Source organism: Magnetospirillum aberrantis SpK (assembly GCF_011022235.1).
Classification (GTDB): Bacteria; Pseudomonadota; Alphaproteobacteria; order Rhodospirillales; family Magnetospirillaceae; genus Magnetospirillum; species Magnetospirillum aberrantis.
Genome location: NZ_JAAIYP010000026.1, coordinates 118,127 through 138,305, shown reverse-complemented (window position 1 = coordinate 138,305; position 20,179 = coordinate 118,127). Strand labels below are relative to the sequence as shown.

1 protein-coding gene is annotated in these 20,179 nt (G+C 65.8%); it reads right to left on the bottom strand.

The window, feature by feature from the left end; translation table 11 throughout:
• Nucleotides 1-7 precede the first annotated feature (7 nt).
• The gene (locus tag G4223_RS04370; protein WP_163675530.1) at nt 8-20,026 is read right to left on the bottom strand and encodes a LamG-like jellyroll fold domain-containing protein; all 20,019 of its coding nucleotides are present in this window, start codon (nt 20,024-20,026) and stop codon (nt 8-10) included.
• Between the last annotated feature and the right edge of the window lie 153 nt (nt 20,027-20,179).

Genomic DNA, 20,179 nt, shown 5'->3' with positions numbered 1-20,179 from the left:
GGTTTCCTCAGCTGGTGCTGACGGTGTTGGAATTGTCCACGTAAACCTGAACCGTGCCGCCATTGTAGGTCGAGGAATAGACCGTGTAGCTGGCGGTGGGGTCTTCGGGCAGCGCGACCTGCGTGTTCCCGGTGACCCAGCCGCTCAGCGTGACGTTGTCGCCTTCGCCCATCACCACCATGGTGCTTTCCGTGCCGGTCAGGGCGTTGCTCTGGTTGCCCATCATGCGCCACACCGATTCGGCGGTCAGGACCAGGGTCTGGGTTCCCGTAACGCCGAGATCGATGCTTTCGAGGTTTTGCAGGATGCCGGCATAGGAACTCAGGTCCAGGGTGGTGCCGTCGGCTCCGGCCCAGGCCAGGGTGTCGATGCCCGCGCCGCCGTCCAGGATGTGGAAGTCGGTGCCGGTGATGCTGAGCTGGTCGTTGCCGTTCTGGCCGAACACCGCGTCGGCGCCGCTCTGGACGTTGGCGATGTCGTCGCCGTTGCCCAGCAACAGGTAATCGGCACCGGTGCCGCCGTCGATGCTATCGTCGCCGCTGGTCGCGGCCTCGGTGACGTCACGCGGCCGGACGGTGAAGTCCGAGGCGCTGATGGTCGGGTCCAACAGCAAGGCTCCGGCCGGGTCGGAATCCAGGCCGGTGATCTGGTTGAACCAGCCGCTGGACCCGGAACTGTCCCATGACATCACCGTGTAGGTAGAGGAGGTGTTCAGGCTGGCGCCGTCGGTGTTGATCTCAACCGTGCCGCCACGGGTCAGCGCGCCGCCCACGGTGAAGGAATCGAGCCCAATATCCAGTCGCACCAACGAATTGGCGCCCAGGATCATGTCGCCGTTGACGTATAGCGAGCCAGCGGTTCCCTCGCCACCGGGGTTGATGACGCCGTTGTTGACGAAAGAGGCGCCGGCCGAGGTGTCGATGTTCATGGAGCCGTCGCCGGTGATGACGCCGTTGTTGTTCAACGTCGAGCCGGTTTCCAGGGCCAATCCGTGCCCGGTGTGGATGGACAGCCAGCCGCTGTTGTTCAAGGTGCCCGCCACGACCAGATTGTGGCCCAGATACAGCGTGCCCTGGTTCATCAAGGCGCCATCGATACGGTCCACCTGGGAACTGTAGGTGCTGTCCAGGTCCATGACACCACGGTTGTCGAAGATGCCGCCATTGGTGTCGAGCGTCACGCCATAGCTGGGGGCGCCGCCGGTCAGTTGGAATTCGCCGTGATTGACGAAGGTGTTGTACTGGTCGCCCACGGTGACGACCATGTCCTGTGTCGCCGCTCCGGCGTTGCTGGCGTCAAGCACCATGCTGGCGGCGACGGTGTTGACCATGGCGATCTGGAACGACGCGGCCAGGGCCTCGATCCTCATGGCGCCGTAATTGTTGACGCGTCCGGTGCTGGGGCCGGAGCCGGCGTCGGTGCTGGCGACAGTGGTGTTGGTGCCCGTGACCGTGCTTGCCCCCCGTAGGTCAAGGGTCTTGTCCACGGTCAAGGTGCCGTTGGTGTCCGAGATTTGGGTGTTGCCGTTGACCGTCATCAGGCCGCTGCCCAGAAGACCGCCGCCCGAAGCGATCAAATCGCCCAGCACGATGATGTCGCCGGTCCCCCCCAGTGTACCGCCGGCCAGGATCAGGTCGGCGGTGCTGTCGACGACGGCCTTGTTGGCGACCTCGACGCTGTTGCCCGTGCTGACGGTCAGGTCTTGGGTAACCTGCAAGCTGCCGGCGAGCAGCGAACCGGTGACAGAGGCCGCCATGGTTGAAATCTTGACCGCGCTGCTGGAGGTGCTGGCGTCGTCGGTGCCCCAGGAACCGTCGACAACCTCGACCCCGTTCACCTGGGTGAAGGTCACGCTCAGCGACGTGCCGGTGGCCGTCCAGGTGGCGGTCCAGGCGCTGCCCAGGTCGTGGTTGATGTGGATAAGGTCGTCGGCGGTGTTGGCGGTGCTGTCCGTTCCCCACAACGAACTTTCGTCCAGGCCACTGGCGGCCGTGATCGCGACGAAGCTTTCGCCGCTGCTTGGGATGTAGTCCTTGAACCCGAACACCAGAGAGCCGGCCAGAGAAGCGGAGCCGCTGATTTCCAGCAGGTCGGAATCGGGATCGCTGTCGGCGTCGTCGCCGTCGTGCAGGACGTCCAGGGTGATGGTCGAGGAATTTTCGCCGAGATAGTCGCCGTTGACGCTAAGCGTTCCGGCCGCGTCGTCGCCGCCGGGGGAAAGGGTGCCTTCGTTGCTCACGGTGCCGACGATGGTGCCGGAGCCGGCGATGGTTCCCGAGGCGGCATTCACCAACTCCGGGGTGGCGGCGACGTCCAGCGTCTTGCCCTGGTCGATGGTGATGGTGCCGTCGTTGGTGAGCCCCTGCGCTCCGATGATCGCCAGATCGCCGGCCAGATGGATGGCGCCATCCGAGGAGTTGGACACTCCGCCATTGATGGTGATGGTGCCGCTGCCCAACCCGGACACGACCATCTGGCCGAAGTTCTGGATTGTCTCCGCGCCCAGGTTCAACACCAGGGAATCGGAACTTCCGGTCTCGGTCTGGAGGTTGAGTGTGCCGCTGTTTTCCAGGCCGCCGTAAAGGCCAAGGGTGGCGGCGCCGTCGCCTTGGTCGTTGCCGGCGGTGACGGTCATCGTCGCGCCCGCCTGGTTGGTCAGCCTGGAATAGAAGACGTCGTCATCGCCCTTGAGGGCCATGATGCCTTCGTTGGAAATCTGGCCGCCGGTGAAGGTGACGGCGCCGGCAAGGTCCAGGCTGGCGTGTTGTGACAGGGAGAAATTGCTGTCGATGAACACTTTCTGGGTACCGGCCAGACGCAAGGTGCCGGTGGTCACCAGTCCTTCGCTGGCAATTTCGATCAGGCCGCCGCCGGCTCCGCCGTCGATGGTCAACACCTTGCCGTCGGCGACGGTGATGAAGCCGTTGTCCAGGAAGGTCTGGGTGTTCTCGTTGTCGATGGTCAGGTTGCCTTCGGCCATGATCGACCCGCCCAACAGATCGACTTCACCGACGACGGTGTGAGTGGTCGAGCCGCTGTCGCGCGCCCGCAGGACGCCGCCATCGGAAATCATCAGCGCGGCGTTTCCGCCCAAGGACAGCGTGGTGCTGTCGCCGGCGTCGTAACGGCCGCCCAGTTCGATGATGCCGGTGTTGGCGATGCCCCCCGTCGCCGACAAGGTGACGTCCTGGGCGGTGTCGGAACTGGTGAGCGAAATGATCCCATCGTTGGCCAGGGCGACGTTGAACCCGGAACTGGAAAGGACGGTCATGTAGCCGGCATTGGCCAGTTCGCCATGGCCGGAAATGGTGGACGCGGAGACTTCGCTGTCGCCGGCCAGGGCCAGAAGAGTGTCCAGCGTATGCGCGCCGTTCTCGATGTAGGTCCAGCCGTTGACCATGACGCCCTGGCCGGCGGCGATGGTGCCGCCAGACCAGTTCATCTCGCCCTCAAGCATGACGCTGCCGGCGCCGCCCAGGACACCGGTCGTGCCGATGCTCAGGACGCTGCCGTTGTACAATTCGGCCCGTGTCGTCACGTTCAACGTGCCGGGACTCAACTGAAGCGTGGAATTGTCGCCATACAGCGTATGGACGCTTTGGGTGGTTCCGTCGCCATGGGTGACGATGGTGTTGGACAGGGAAACGGCGGTCGTCGCGTCGGGAACGATGTCGTCGCTCCAGTTGGCGGCGTTGCTCCACAACAGGTTGCCGCCGCCCGCGTCCCATGCCGCCGAACCCGCCGGGCTGTCCGGGGCGATCAATTGCAGGAAATTGTCCTCGGTCAGGGTGCCGGTGAAGCCCTCCAACTGGATCATCAGGCCGTTTTGCGAGGTGCCCTCGGCCTTGACGTAGATGTAGGTGCTGCCGTTTTGCAGCCAGACGACGATGCTGTTGTTGGTGATCGACGGTTCGGACGCGATCGCGGCCGCCACTCCACCCGGAGGCGGATAGGTGTCGCCGATGTCGTGGCTGACCAGTTGCAGGCCAACGACGCTGCCCAATCCCACCAAGTCCAGCTTGTCGTTGGTCAGGTCGAAATCCTTGACGACGTCCCATTCTCCGATGGCGCTGTCGGCGCCGCTCAGGAAGCGGAAGACGTCGGCGCCGGTGCCGCCCGTCAGGCTGTCACCTTCAAGACCGCCGACCAGGACGTCGTTGCCGGCGCCGCCGTTCAACACGTCCATGCCGCCATCGCCGTAAAGCACGTCCGCACCGGTGTTGCCCAGCACGATGTCGTTGCCGTTGCCACCCGACAAGGTGCCGTCACCGGCAATGATGTCGTGCCCCGAGGTGCCGACGGTGCCGGCGACATAGGTGTAGGTGGTGTCGTCGGAACTGTTGCTGCGGGTAAGGGTCACACTGGAGATGGCGTCTCCGGCGAATTGATTCCTGAGGATGACGGAGTGCGTGCCGTCGGTGGTGAACACCAGATTGTCGCCGAGGCGGGCGATGCCGGAGACGGGGGAGCCTCCGCCGATCTCCACCGTATCGGTGCCGCCGCCGCCGCTTATGGTGTCGGTGCCGTGACCGACCTGGAACAGGTCGTCGCCGGTGCCGCCGCGCAAGATGTTGTTGCCCAACTGACTGATGAAGATGTCGCCGCCGTCGGTTCCGATCAGAACGTCGTCGTCGTCGGTGCCGATGAGCGCGCCGGTTTGGATGTCACCCAATGCCGGCCAGGTTTGCACGGCTTCCAGGCGGATCAATGTGCCGTTGAAATCCGTCCCGCTCCCGCTTCCATTGACGTAAAGGTAGCCGTCGCCTCCGAAAGAGAAGTAGACGACCGTGTTCGTCAATTGAGGGCGGGCTTGAATCTGGGCGATGAACTCGGTGACCGAACTGGGGGCACTCCCTGCGAACGGAAAGGGTGAGTAGGTTATGCCCTTCATGCCCTCGAAGCGGATCGTGTCCTGGCTGGGTATGAAGTCGGTGATGGTGTCCATGCTGGCCACGGTGGAATCCGTGCCCGAGGTATAGCGGAAGACGTCGCCTTGGGAACCGCCGGTCAAGGTGTCGGCACCCGCGCCGCCTTCCAATACGTCGGCATCCGCGCCGCCGTTCAGGGTGTCGTCGCCGCCCAGGCCGTACATCATGTCGCCAGTGCCGCTGTCGGTGGGCACGTCGACCAGGGCTGAGCCCTGATAAAGCTTCAGGATGCCGGGCAGGGAAGCGAGGGCCGGTGCGGTGGTGACCGAGGCCAGCTTGATGACCGTGCCGTCATAATCGGTGCCGAAACCGCTGCCCTTGACCGTCAGGTATCCGTCGCCGCCCAGGGTGAAGAACACCAACTGATCCTGGATCTGGCTGTCGGCGGCGATGGCCGTCACGGCGTCCGCGACAGAGCTGGCACCAGTGATGTCAAGGGCCGATTCGGTATAGGCGATGCCGGCGATGCCCTGGAACTGGATGCTTTTGTCGGCGGTGAACGAGTTGACGATGTCGGTGCCGCCGGTAAGGTTGGAATCGTCCTTGCTGGTGTAAAGGAAGTCCGAATTGGTGCCGCCGCTCAGATAATCCATGCCGGCGCCGCCGACCAAGGTGGAGCTCTCGGCGCCGATCAGGGTGTCGTCGCCACCCAGGCCGTACACCGGGCGGTTGCTGGCGGTGCTGGCGTCCAAGGTATCGTTGTAGCCGGTGCCGGTCACCGACCAGGTGCCGGAAAGCGTCCCGCTCAGGGTGACGCCCACCGTGTCCACCAGACCGGGCAGATCGTCCAGCGTCGGGGCGGTGGTGACACCTTCGAGCTTGACCAGGGTGCCGCCGAATCCTCCGCCCATCGACGACTTCACATAGATGTAGCCATTGCCCGACTGGACGAAGAACACCGCGCGGTTGGTGATGCCGGGGTCGTCCTGGATGGTGGTGATGGTGGTTGCCAGGTCGTCCTGAACCGCCCCATAGGGGCTGGGATCATAGGCGATGCCCGAGATGCCGTTGAACACCAAGCTGTCCTGGCCGCTGACGAAGTCGGTGACCACGTCGGGCATGCCGCTGCTGGAGTCCATGTAGGAATTGATGCGGAACTGGTCGCCGTCGGCGCCGCCGGTCAAGGTGTCGGCGCCCGAACCGCCCATCAAGGTGTCGTTGCCGGCGCCGCCCGATAGGGTGTCGTTGCCGGCGGCACCGCCGATGATGTCGTCGCCCACCGTGCCCACCAGGATGTCGTCGGTCGCGGTGCCGGCCAGACTGAGCGCGTTCTCGATGGCACTGCGATTCGGTGCGGTGGTGACGCCCGCCAATTTGATGGCAAAGCCGTCAACCGACATGCCGCCGCCGTTTCCGCTGACCACCAGATAGCCGTCGCCGCCCTGGGTGAAGAACACCATGCGGTTATCGATCGACACGTCGGCCAGGATGGCGTCGATGGTTTCACCCGCCGACGCCGCGAGCGGCGCGTAGGGCACGCCGTCATAGACGATGCCGTCCATGCCGGTGATGGCGATGCGGTCGCCTTGGACCACGCTGAAATCGGTGATGGTGTCCATGTTGGTGGACGAGGAATCCACCTGGGCGGCATAGACGAAGCGATCCGCGCCGGTGCCGCCGGTCAGGGTGTCCGCCCCCTCGCCACCGATCAAGGTGTCGTCGCCGGCCGCGCCGTCGATGGTGTCGTTGTCAGCCAAGCCGAGGAACACCTCGCTGGCGGCGGTGCCGGTCATGGTGTCCACCGCCGGGGTGCCGGTCAGCACACCGAACTGGATCTCGCTTGTCGCCAGCGGGGTGGTCCGGTTTTCCAGGCGGATCAGGGTGCCATCGAAATCAACGCCAGTTCCAGCCCCCTTGACGTACAGGTAGCCGTCGGTGCCCACCGTGAAGAACACCATGGTATTGGCCGGTCCCGACGATTTAAGCGCACTGAGGCAGTCCGCCAGCGTCGATGGCGTGCCCAGTCCCAAAGTGGCAAGGGTCGTTTCCGAGTTGTAGGCGATGCCCGACATGCCTTCCAGGCGGATGACGTCGTTGCCGTAGGTCTGGCCGAAATCGACGATGCTGTCGGTTTCGGTCTCGGTGGAATCGGTCTTGCCGGTGAAGCGGAACAGGTCGTTGCCCATGCCGCCGGTCAGGGTGTCGGCCCCCGCGCCGCCGGTCAGGGTGTCGTTGCCGTTATCGCCCCACAGCCTGTCGGCGCCGGCGCTGCCGGAAAGCACGTCGTTGCCGGCCATGCCGAAGATGGCGTCGTTGCCGGCCAAGCCGTCGATGGTGTCGGCACCGGAACCGCCGAACAGGGAATCGTTACTGGCCGTCGGCACCGCCATGACCAGGATGGACAAGGTGCCGCCGTCCATGCGGGTGACGCCCGAGGCCATTTCGTCGATCACGATCTTGACGCCGTCGCGTCCCGAATATCCTTCAGAGGCGGTATAGGTGACGTTGCCCAGCACCGCGTTCAGCGCCGCCAGCGACCCGGTCAAGGTGACGGTGTCGGTCCCGTTGCCGGTGGCCGAGGTCAGGCCGGAAAGCGACGCGAAGTTGATGGTGCCGTGTTCGGCCGAGAACGTGACCTTGATCTCGGCCGGGATGTTCGGGGTTTCTTCCGGCGTCTGGTCCGGTTCGTACAGCACCAGACCGCCGATGGCGACCGAAGCCCCCGAATTGACGATGGCCAGGATGCGTTCGTCGTCGCCGTAATTGTAGCCGACGATGGAACCGTCATGGCCGCCCACGCTGTCGGCGATGGTGCCGCCGGTGCTGGTGTCCAGCGTCCAGCGGGCGTAAAGGTTGGTGGAATTGGCCGTGCTGCCGGTCATGTCGGCGCGGATGTCGGCGACGCCGCGTGCTTCGGTGTAGACGCGGAAATCGGACAGGCTGCCGCTCAGGTATTCCTCGGTGCCCGCCGCGCTGCTGGTGCTGCGGCCCAGATAGGCGGTGGTTCCGGTGATGTCGATGGCGCTCGGGAAGCTGCCCTGGCCGGTCTGAATGCCATTGACGTACAGCGTCACCAGAGAGGGTGAACCGGCTTCGACCACCACCGCGACGTGGTTCCACAGATCGGCGGTGATCGCGCCGCCGACCGCGATTTCACTGCCGTTGAGGAAGAAGTTCAGTTGGCCGTTGACCACGCTCAACTGGGCCGAGGTGCCGCTATCGCCCACCGCCAGGATGGTCTGTTGCGCAGCCGCGTTGCTGTTCAGCCACAGCCATCCTTCGTAGGTGACCGAATTGGTGCCGGTGGCCAAACCGTTTTCGATGGCGATGGCGGTCTGGCCGTGTAGGCCGACGGCATCCACGCTGGACGTGGTGGGCGGATGGGCGCTGATCGGGTCGTCCACCGCGTTCACCGTGACGGTGATGTCCTTGTCGGCGACGTTGCCCAAGCCGTCGTCGACGCGGATGGTGAACTGGTCGGTGCCGACGAAATCGTCCTCGGGCGTGTAGGTGAAGGTGCCGTCGCCGTTGAACCGCACCCAGCCGTGACTGGGCATGCCGTCGGACGGGGTGTAATAGTTCAGGCTCTCGGACGAGGAACTGACGGCCAGGAGAGTGCTGGTGACGGAGGTGTCTTCCAGCGTGGTCAGGCTGTCGCTGAAGGACGTTGGTTTGGTGCTGAGGAAGTTGTTTGCACCGTTGATGACGACGCCGGTGAAGGTGCCGTCATCCCCGTTGCTGTCGATGTCGGTACGGACGAGGGCGCTGGAATCCTCATAGCCGGTGGCGAGTTCCAGTCCCAGAACCAGCCCGAATTCGTCGTCGCCAGGGCGGGTGTTGATGTCCTGGGCGATGTCGGTGGCGGTCAGCGCGACGTCGTACAGGCGCAGATCGGCGATGGCGCCGTCCATGTTGGGCGTGACGCCATCGGCATGGCCGACATAGGCCGAGGCCTGGAGCCCCTCGATCACCAGCGGTTTGTTGGTGGCGCTGCCGACACTTTGGCCGTTGATATAAAGCTGGACCGTTGCGGTGCCGCTGCCGTCGGGGGTGATCGTCACGGCGACATGGTTCCAGTCGCCCACGGACAAGGTGCCGCTGTCTTGCGTCACCGAATGTTGGCTGGTGCCGTCGTGCCACAGCACGGTCAGGGCGCCGCTGTTGTCGTATCCGACCGCGAAGAAACCTGCCGAGTTGTAGGTTCCGACGCTGTAGATGGCGGTGAAGTTTTCCGCCGCACTGGCGATGGTGTCGGGACGCACCCAGGCCTCGAACGTCATGGCGGCCGAGACGGTGGGGTTGTCGATGGTCAGGTACCCACCGTGTAGCTCAAGCGCGCGGCTGGGCTGGTTGACCACGATCGGGTCGGTGCCTTCGGTGGCGGTGGTGGCGCCCAGGACCAATTGCTCGGACCCGCCATCCGACACGATGGCGCCGCCGGTCACCTTGTCCATCAGCCAGTTGGCCAACAGACCATCGGTGTCCGTGGGCGTTTCCAGCACCATGTTGGCGCTGATTTCTTCCTGGCTGCGGACGTCGTCCCACATGCGCAGATTGTCGATGGCGCCGTCGAAGGAAGCGGGCGCGCCGGTGCCGCTGGCACTGGCGCCCACCTGCCAATCGCTCAGATAGGCGGCGTCGATCGCGAATTCGGTGTATGCCGACATGGTGCCGACACCGTCCACATACAGCGTCAGCAGGGTGCCGCTGCCGCTCTGTTCCCAAGTGAAGGCCAGATGATGCCAGGACCCGTCCTGCCAAGTGCTGGTGTCGGAGGTTTGGCTGGTCACGCCGCTCTGGGTGGTGCCGCCGTATTGTACCGTCAAGCCCGACGGACCGATGGTCAGGGAGATGGCGTTGTCGTCGCCCTTGGCGATGCCGTTGCCGAACAGGAACACCTCGGACGCCGGGTCCCATTGCGACGTTTGCGCCCACAATTCGACCGTGCCGCCGGTCGCCGCCATGGCCAACGAGGTGTGGGCGTAGTCGCTGTCGCCGCTGAACTTGAGCGCCGAACCGGCGCTGTTGACACCGGCGATCTGGACACTGGGCAGCGATAGCGACAGCGTCTGGCTGGTGGTGGCGCCCGCCCGGTCGGTGGCGGTGATGGTGATGTCGCCAGCCGTGGCGCCCAGCGGCGGAATGCCGCTCAGGATGCCGGTGTCGGCGTCCCAGCTCAGCCAGTCGGGCAGCGTGGAGAACGAGATGTCCAGCGTGTCCAGGGCGTCGATGTCCGAGAAATGGCTGGCGACGTCGATGCAGACCTTGGTCAGGGCGGTCAGCGTTTGGGCGGTGAATGCGGTCGAGGTGGGGGCGTCGTTCTGGTCGTGCACCAGCACGTCGACCACATAATCGGCGTGTGCGCCCTGAGAATCGGTCAGGCGGATGACGAAGCTGTCGGTGCCGGAATAATTGCTGTCGGGGGTGTAAGTATAGGTGTCGCCGGTGAAGGTGACGGTGCCGTGGGCCGCCGCTTCCTGGATGGTCCGGGTCACCGCGGCGGCGGTGTCGCTGTCGTCGCCGATATGCAGCACTAGGCTGGCGGCACTGTCCTCGGTGGTTTCGATACCGGCGACGACCGCTTGGAACAAGGCGGAATCCAGGCCCGAACTCAAGGTATGGTTATTGCCCGAGGAATCCACCAGCCTCAGCGGGCCGCCCACGCTAGAGACGACACCAATCCAATAGCCGGCCAAGGCGGCGGTGGGGGGGGTGATGGTGCCGGCCATGTCGGACGACACCTGGGCGGCGCTGCGCCCTTCGGTCCACAGGGCGGTGTAGTCGATGATGCCGTTGAAGCCGACGGCGTGGGTGTTGTCGTTGCCGACCACCGTCTCGCCCGAGGAAATGGTCGCGGGCGAGATCGCCAGCGTCAGGTCGATGCTCTCGCCGTCGTAGAACAGGTGCCAGTCGCCGGCTTGCCGCACCAGGGCGGCGTCGTGCCATTCGCCTTCCAACACCGACACGCCGGTATCATGGACTTGGCCGCCGGCGAACAGGATGTGCAAGGTGCCGTCGATGATGCCCAGGCCCCAGCCCGCGCTGGCGCTGTCGCCGTTGTAGAACAGCACCTGATCCTGGTCGTAATTGTCGCCGCTCCAGTTGAAGCGGGTTTCCAGGGTGATGTCGTCGGTCTGGGGGGTGACGATGGTGCCGGCGGCATAGGAATCGCTGTCGAACCGCGCCCCCATGTTGATGTCGCCGCTCAGGGTCAAGGTCGGCGCGCCGTTGACCGTGATGTCGCGGGTTACGGTGGTGGAAACGTCGGTGTCGTCGGTCACCACGACTTCGATCTGGCGGGTCGAGCCGTTGGTGGAAACGCTCTCGAACTTGATCGAACGCAAGAGGTCGCGGATCACTTCGGCCGGCGGTTCGTGGCCTTCGGCGAAGGTGACGGTGATACTGTCGCCGGCGAGGGTGAGACTGGCACCATGGGTGTCCCAACTGGTGCCGTCATCGTAATAAAGGTCGCCGTCATATCCGAAGCTGGCTCCGGCGATCTTGACGAAGGACAGCGTGTCGCCCGCTTCCGCGTCGCGCAAGGTGATGGTCAGCGCGCGGAACCCGGACGAATCCACGTCCGAGACGTCGATCCCCGCCGCCAGTGCCAGGATGGAACCGCTGCCGGAATTGTATGCGACAGCCGATCCGCTGCCGGACACCACCGGGGCGTCGGCGACGTCGGCGACGGTCAGGGTCAGCAAGGTGTTGATGACCCCGCCCTTGCCGTCCGACACCCGCAGGACGGCGCTGTCGGTGCCGGCATAGTTGGCCGCGGGGGTATAGGTCCATTGTCCCGAGGAATCGATGGTCAAGGTGCCGTGCGCCGGCGCCGTCGTCACCGCGAAGGTCAGCGTGTTGTCTTCGGGATCCAAGGCGACAAGATTGCCGTTAAGGACCGTGTCCTCGGCGGCGGTGGCGGAAACGGCCCATTGCGGTGCCTGGGACATGCCGCCCAGGTCGATGCTGGGGCTTTGGCCGGTGGTGTCGGCGACAATACTGCCGTTATGGATGGAGAACAGGTAGTTGGCCTGGAGTGCCGCCAGCGAACCGCTGTCCAGGGTCGTGACGCCGTTGGTGGTCCACTCGGAAATGGCGGAGGCGTCAAGGGCGGCGTTGAACAGCGAGATTTCGGTCAGATGGCCGGTGAAATAGTCGCTGCCCTGGGCGGAACCGAACATGGTGCCGGCGCTGCTGGCACCCACCGTCAGACGCGCGCCGGTCAGGTCGGTGACCGGGTTGCCGCTGGTATCGAGCAAGGTGACCGTCAGGCCGTTCACGTAAAGCGTGATGGTCGAACCGGATTTGGTGATGGCGATGTCGTTCAACGCGCCCATGGTGGCGGTGTCGGCGGCGGTGTGGAACCATTCCCAGCCGCCGGCGCTCATGGCGTCGAACGCCACCTCCAGCGAGCCGTCGGCGTTGACGCGGGTCAGGATTCCCAATTCGTTGGCATAGGCCGCCTGGCGGAACAGGGTGCCGGCGCCATCCGGCTGAACCGTCATGGCGATGGTGAAGTCTTCGGTCCCGGCGAAGTTGGTGTCGGCGGTGACCGGCAGGGTCAGGATGGAATTGCCGTTGAAGTAAAGGTCGCTTTCGACCACGGGGGCGTCGTTGACGCCGGTCAGCGCCACCGCCACCGTCGAGCTTCCGACGACGCCATCGCCGTTGCGGCCGTAGACGACGAAGCTGTCGCTTCCGCTTTCGCCCTGTTCCAGCGCCTGGGCGCCGGCCGTGGGCGTGTAGGTGTAGACGCCGGTGACCGGGTCGATGCTCACTTCGCCCATGGATGTCGCCAGCTTGAGGATCGGCGTGCCGCCGTCCAGGCCAAGATCGTAGGTGAAGGTCCCGCCCTCGAAGCGCACGGCGGCGGTGCCGCTGGCCGAGGCATCCTCGGTGGTGGCCAGCGCCGACGTGGACAGCGATGCGTAGTCCAGGGCGCCCTGGACGACGGAATCGGGTTGCGAGGTGACGCCCGCCAGCTTGACCATCAGGCCGTCGAAGCTGGTGAGACCGGTGCCGGCGCCTTTGGTGTAGATCCAGCCGTCGGTGCCGTCGGTGAAGAACACCACCGAATTGGCGATGGCGGTGTCGGCGGCGATGGCGGCGATGGTGGCGCTGGTCGATCCGGCCCAGGTATAGGCGCCGCGCAACATGCCGTAGCCGTTGGAATCCTGAAGCTTGACGATGTCGTCGCCGTCGGTGAAGTCGGAAATGACGTCGGTGGCCGAGGTGGTGGAATCGTTGGCGGAATTGAATCGGAAGGTGTCGCTTCCGCTGTCGCCGACCAGCACGTCCAAGCCGTCGCTGGCGCTGACCGTTTCGTCGCCGGTGGTGCCGACGATCAGATTGTGGGTGATGCCCGACAGATCGGCCAGATCGGGGGGCGAGGACTGGCCGGCCAGTTTGATGAACGTGCCGTCGTAACTGGTGCCGGTGCCGGCTCCCTTGACGTACAGGTAGCCGTCGGGACCGTCGGTGAAGAACACCACCACGTCGCTGAATCGGCTGTCGGCCTGGATGGCGGCCAAGGTGACGGCGGTGTTGGTGGTGAAGGGATAGGCGCCGTGCAGATAGGAGACCCCGCCGATCCCCTCCAGGCGGATGGTGTCGCTGCCGCTTTCGAAGTCGGTGATGGTGTCGGTTTTGCCGTTGATCGAATCGGTCGCCGAGGCATAGCGGAAAACGTCGGCGCTTCCGGTGCCGCCGGTCAGGGTGTCGGCGCCGCCGCCGCCGGTCAGGGTGTCGTTGCCGCCGTTGCCGATCAAGCTGTCGCCCAGCGACGAGCCGGTCATGGTGTCGGCGTTGGCGCCGCCTTCCATGATCACCGGACGCAACGAGGACGACTTGTCCGAAACCCCGTCCACCGCCACGTTCTGCGGCCCGACGCCGATCTTCAGGGTGGCGGTGTCGGTCTTGCTGATCAGCGTCGTGCCGGAACCGTCGGTGGCGGTGGCGGTGATGCCAAGGGTGATGTCGCCGTTGTAGTTGACGGCGGTGATCAGTTGCAGGCCGCTCAATTGAGCCGGGGTCAACGTCCACACGCCATCCACTGCGGTGCCGGCGCTCAGGCTGGCGCCGGTGGGCAGGCCGGTGATCGTGATGACCGTGGAATCCGGGATGTCGGCGATGCCGATGTCCAGCGAGATGATGGAGGATTCGTCGGTGACCAACGGCGCATACAATTCGGTCGCGGTCAGCGACAAGGTGGGCTTAAGCACCACGGCGGTGACGGTGATTCCGGCACTCAGGCTGGCCGAACTATAGGCGCTGAAACCGCCGCTGGTGGTGGTGTCGGCGGTGTTGCCCGCCGTGCCCGAACTGGTGTCCCAGGCGCGGTAGGTGATGGTCGGGGTGACGCCGGCGGCTTGGCTGTTGGCGTTGGCGGCGGGCACGAAGCGCACATAGGCGCCGGGGCCCAGCAACAGGGCGGAACCGGGGCTGACCGACGATATGGTCGTCCAGGTGCCGCCTTCGCTCAGTTTGTATTCCCAGGTGCCGATCGAGGCGTCGGTCAAACCGGTCACCGCCATGCCCAGGCTGGCCTTGGCGGTTTCGGCGTCGTTGGCGTTGCCGGCCAGCAAGGTGAACACCGATACGCCGGTATTGGTCGCCGGGTTCTCGGTCAGGGTGGGCAGCGACGGCGCCGTGCCCTGCAAGGTCGGCGCATAGTTGACGTGGGTGATGCTGAGCGTCACCGAAGCGCTGTCCGAGGTGGAATAGTTCTGGCTGACCAGTTCGCCGTTGACCAGCGCCTCGACCGTGCCGGAACGGACAAGCTGGTAGTTGAAGGCGTCGGTAATGGTGGCGGTCGGCGACGACACCGCGCCCGACGGGGTGTATTTCAGGGCCGCCGCCTGGGCGTCGGTCAACTCCATGCCCGCGGTGACCTTGGTGGTCCCGTCCGACAGGTACAAGGTGCCCTTGGTCGGCAGTGACAGCACCACAACCTTCAAGGTGCCGCCACTTCCCTGGGTGTCGTTGCCCAACAGGTTGAGGGTCTGGGTGAGGGTCTGGGTGCCGTCGTCTTCGGGGAAGGTGAGGGTGTCGCTGACCGCGTCCACCTTCATGGCCGCCTTGGTCTCGCCGCTCAGGCTGTCCACATAGGACTGGAACTGGGTCTGAAGCGACGAAATCTGTTCGATGGCCTTGGCCAGCGCGTTCTTTTGCGCGTCCATGGCGGTGGTCAGGCCGGAAACCTTGGTCGCCGATTGCTGGACCGCCGTGGCGTAGCCGGCGGCGCTGGTGACGTCGGCCGCGTCGGGGTCGCTGTCCGCGTCCAACACCTTGAGGGCGTTGTAGGCCGACGTGGCGGTGCCCGATTCCGTCGAGATGCTGGTGCTCAGGGTCCCCAGCTTGGCGGCGGCGGCGTCGGCGGCGTCGGCGGCGGTTTGCAGCTTGCTCTGGATGGCGACGACGGCGTCATGGGCCGTACCCGAGGGATGCGCGGTCAGGAAATTGGCGATCGAGGTCACCAGCGCGTCGGTGTTGACGCTGGCGTCCAGCGTGTCGGCGGTGGCCTTGGTCTTCGCGGCCTGGGCGGCGGCGTTGGTCAAGGCGTCGATGGCGCTTTTGGCGGTGGCGCTCGACGCGTCGATGGCCGCCACCTCGCGGGCGTCGGCGTCGGCGGCGTATTGCACCAAGGTGTCATAGGCGTTCTGGGCCACGGTGGCGGCCTGGGCCGCCTGGGCGGCGCGGTCGGCGGCGTCGGTCTTGAGTGCGCCGACATCGGCGATGATCTTTTTCGCCTGTTCGTAATAGGCGGTCAGCACCGAGGTCTTCTGGCTGGCCGACAATCCTTCGTAGAAGGTCATGGCCGCTTCCGCCTTGGCGATGGCGTCGGCGACCTTGGTCGCTACGGTGGTGTTGGCCGTGGCGGCGTCGCCGGCGGCGCCGGCGCTGTCGTCGCGTTCGTCCGCGATGTCGAGATGGGTCTTGGCCGGATCGCTCAGCGCGTCGGTGGCGGTCTTGGCCAGGGACTGCGCCAACAGCGTCTTTTCCGTCACCAATTGTGCCGCCGTCTGCGCCTGGCTCAGCGACACGCTGGCCGGCTGCAACAGGGCTTCCATGGATACCGCCACGCTCAGGCGGGCCTGGGCGGTTACCGCCTCGTCATAGGCGGCCTGGATGATCTCGATGGCCGAATCGGTCGCTGCGGTGGCGGTGTTGCTGACCTGAAGGCGGTAATCGGCGATCAGGTCGGCCAGACGCTTGGCCTCGGCCGCGGCGTTCTGCGCCTGGGTGGCGGCGGTGATGGCGTAATTGGCGCTGGTGGCGGCCAAGGCCTCGGCGGTCTTGGTCTCGGCGGTGGACAGCGCCGCCTGGGCCTTGGCCAACAGGCCGTTGTCGCCGTCGATCTTGGAAATGGCGGTGTTGATGGTGGCCATGGCCGCCGCGGCCCGGTCGAAGGCGGCCTGGATGGTGGCCTTGGCCTGGGCGTCGGCGGTGGTGGCCAGGGCCGCGTCCTTCATGGCCGTCAATTGGGTGTAGACGCCGGTGCTGGCGGTGACGGTGCTCTTGATGCCGGTGATGAAGGTCTTGGTGTCGGCCGCGTCGGCGCTGTTGCCGGTGCTGTCGACCGCATTGCGCGCGGTGGTGGTCAGGCTGACCGCCAGATAATCGGCGTTGGCCCAGTTGACCAGGTCGACCGCCGCCTTGACCTTGGCCGAGGCGTCGGCCACCGCCGAATCCACACTGGTCTGGACGATCGCCAGGGTTTGCGCCGTGGCCGCCAGTTGCTTGGCCAGATCGGTGGCGGTGGCGGCAAAGGCCGCCGCTTCCTTGGCGGCGGTGGCCGCCTCTTGCGCCAGCGCCTTGGCGTCGTCGGCGGCGGTGGGCGAGTTTGGGTCGACGGCGTGCGCCGCCTCGGACTTGGCGGCGGCCAGTTCCGCCTTGGCCTGGGCATTGGTCAACGCGGTCTGGATGTCCGCCTGCTTGGTGCCGGCGGTGGCCTCGGTCAGTTGGGTGCGGGCGTTGACCAGGGCGGTGTCAGCGGTCTTGAGCGCGCCGCTGGTGGCGTTGGCGGCGCTGAGCGCGGCCACGGCGGCGGCCAGTTTGGCGCTGACGGTGGCGTTGCCCAGGGCGGCGGCGTTGGCCTGATAGGTTCCAAGCGTGGTGGAAGCCGAGGCCAGCGCGGTGGTCAGGGTTGACAGGGTCGAGACGGCGGTGCCGGCGGTGATCGGGCCGGCACCGTCGGTGTCGGCGCGCACGCGCGCGTCCAGTTCCTTGGCCAGATCGCGGGTTTCGCCGGTATCCAGCACGTTGTTGAACGCCTTGGCGGCGGTGTCGCCGGCGGTCTTGGCCGCCTGGGCGGTGTCCCAGGCCGCCTTGGCCTGAAGGGCGGCGGCGTCGGCGGCGCTTTGCGCCGCGGCCAGCGTCTCGGCGGTGGCGGCGGCGTCGGCGGCTGCATAGCCCTTGGCGGCGTCATAGGCCTGTTGCGCCTCGGCCTGATAGGCTTCGGCCAGGGCCTTTTGGTTGGCGATTTCCGCCTGGATGGTCAGGGCCTTGGCGTAATCGGCCTCGGCCTTGATCAGGGCTTGGTTGGCGACGTCCTGGGATTCCTGTTCCGCCTGATCCAGCAAGGCGGAATCGGGGCGTTTGCTGGCCATGGTCAGCGCGGTGCCGGCTTGCCCCACCGCCGTTTCCGCCTCGCTCGCGCGGGTGACGAGGTCGGCCACCGCCGCCTTGGCGTCGTTGAGCGCGTCAAGTGCGGTGGTTACGTTGTAGCTGGTGGCGCTGGCCGCCGCTGCCTTGGCCGCCGCTGCCGCCGCCTGTGCCACGTAGACGTCGCCCTTGGCCGTGCTCAAGCTGGTGGCGCCGTCGCTGCCCAGGTCGCCGGCCAGATCGTCGAGCGCGTTGCTCATAACCAGTTCGGCCTGATACTGGGCCGAGGTGGCGGCCAGCACTTCCTCGTAGCGGGCGGTGGCGGCGGCGTCGGCGGCGTCGGAGGCGGCGGTCTGGCCGGTGGCGTAGGCGCTGGCGGCGTCGGATGCGGCGGCGGTCGCGGTGGTGACCAGGGCTTCGGCGGCGTCGGCCACGGCGTCGGCCGTGTTGTAGGCGTCCTCGGCCTGGGTCTCGGCGGTGACCGCGTTCACCTCGGCGGTCATCCACGACGAAATGGCCTGGGCGTAGTCGTTGTCGTCCAGGTTGTCGGTGGTGATGGCGGTCTTGAGCGCCTCAAGCGCGTTCACCACCGCGGTTTCCTTGTGGAAGTCGATGGTGCTAGCGTCCGCCGACATGCCGTCCACCAGCCCCTTGTAGGTGGTGTAGGCGGTCAGGATGTTGGCTGTCAGCCCGTAAGTGGCGGCGGCATCGGAAAGATCCTGATGCAAGGTGACATAGTCGATGATCGCCTTGCCCAAGCCGGCGCGGGTTTCCGCCAGGCCGTCGATGCGCACGTCCCATTCGGCCTGGGCCGCCGCCCTTTCGATGATCGGCGAACGCGCCGCCTGACGCGCGGCGGTTTCGGCGGCCGTTGCCTCGTTGGCCGCCGTTTGCAAGGCGGTGACCGCCTCGGCGGTGGTTTCCGCGGTGTCGTGGGTGGTCAGCTTGGCGGTGATGGCCGAGCCGTCGGTCCACTTCTTGGCCAGGGTGTTGAATTCGCTCAACGCCTGAAGGCGGGTATAGGCGGCATAGGCCGCCGATTTCAGCGGCAGAACCTCGGCGTTGTAGACCGCCACCGCTTCGGCGTAGGTGACGGTCTGCCCGCCCTCGGTCCCTTTGGTGGCGGCCAGGGCCAAATCCATCAGGGTCTGGATTCCGGCTTCGTCGAGGTCGGAATCGGTGACGTTGATCGCCTCCCACTTGGCCAGAGCAATGGCCAATTGGTCATCGACGGCTGTTTGCACCGCATCGGAATCGGTGTCGGCGAAGGCCGCTTCGGCGGTGGTCAGTGCCGTCTGGGCGTCGGTGGCGAAGGGGCTGATCTGGTCACGCACGGCCCGCACGGCGGCGATGGCGTCGGCGATGCGACCCTGTCGCGCCGCTTCCTCCGCGTCCAAGATATCTTCCGCCTGTTTGGTGGCGTCGCGGCGGGCACCTTCGATCGCAAGGCCGATCTGGCCGATCAGTTGGTTGATCTGCTGCACCGCCTGGGCGGCGGCCTGGGCGGCCTGTTGCTGGGCCAGCGCCTGTTCGACCGCGGTCTGGACCGCCTGTTGCAGTTCCTGCTGGGTCTGGCCGGGTGGCGGCTGGATCGGGTTGTCCTGGTTCTGGTTCTGGTCGCCGGTGTTGTATTCGTTGGACAGGCTGCCGGGATTGGGCAGGGCGGTCAGCGAGCTGCCGGCCAGCGCCTGGACCTGGGCGGGCGACATCTGCACGCTGAGCAAGGTGCCGGTCGGGGACACCGTGGCAGCCAGGCCGGGCACGTTGACCGTCAAGGTCTGGCCCGACGGCGTGGTGATGACCAACTCGCCGGCGACGCCGCCTTGTTCGGCCAACAGCACCACGGTCTGGGTGTTGCCGGCACCCGCCGTGCCGCGGATACCCACCGTCATGGACGGGGTCTTGACGGTCAGGGCGTCGGGCGCGGTCTTGGGAATCTGGCCCGAAACGAAGGTGAACTGTCCCTGAAGCACGGCGATGGTGCCTTCGCCGGTATGGGTGAGCGGGTCGTAGACCAGATCGTCCAACACCATGCGGCCGGCGCTGCCCAGCGAGAAGGTGGTGCCGTCGGCGAAGGTCAGGCCGACCGAACCGTCCTTGCCGGTTTCGATCACGTCGTCGGCGAATACCTCGTCGCCGGCCTTGAGTTCCGAACGGGTGCCGTCGGCATGGCGGACCATGACCTTGCCGTGCAGGACCGAAACTTTGCCGATGGAGGAGGTGGCGGCGGAACCGTCGGTGGCGATGTTGGCGGCGGCCTGGGCGTATTGGTTGGGGGCAAGCGGCCCGGCCAGGATGGCGGCCAGATCGGGGTCGATCACCGCGCCGTTGTCCGAGACCAGGGCCGGCGGATTGGGCTGCGCGAAATAATCCTTGATCAGGATGCGGGTGCCGTCTTCGCCCACCAGGACCAAATCGGGGCCAGAGCGCACGAATTCCGCTGTTTGCAGGAATTCCCCGCCGGGGACCACCACTCGGGCACCGTTCTGTGCCTGCAAGACCGCCGCGAATTCCGGCTGCTGCTGAACCGATTCTTGATTCCCAGCCTTGACCATCTGCCCCTCGCTTAAAGCGCGTAAACCCCATTTCCGCACAACCATATACGTAAGGGTTGCGCGGCCTCGGCCAACTATATCAAATTAAGCACATGGTTTGACGAGGAAATATGCATTTGCCCAGATTATTTCTTTCTACAGTATTCGCCTTAC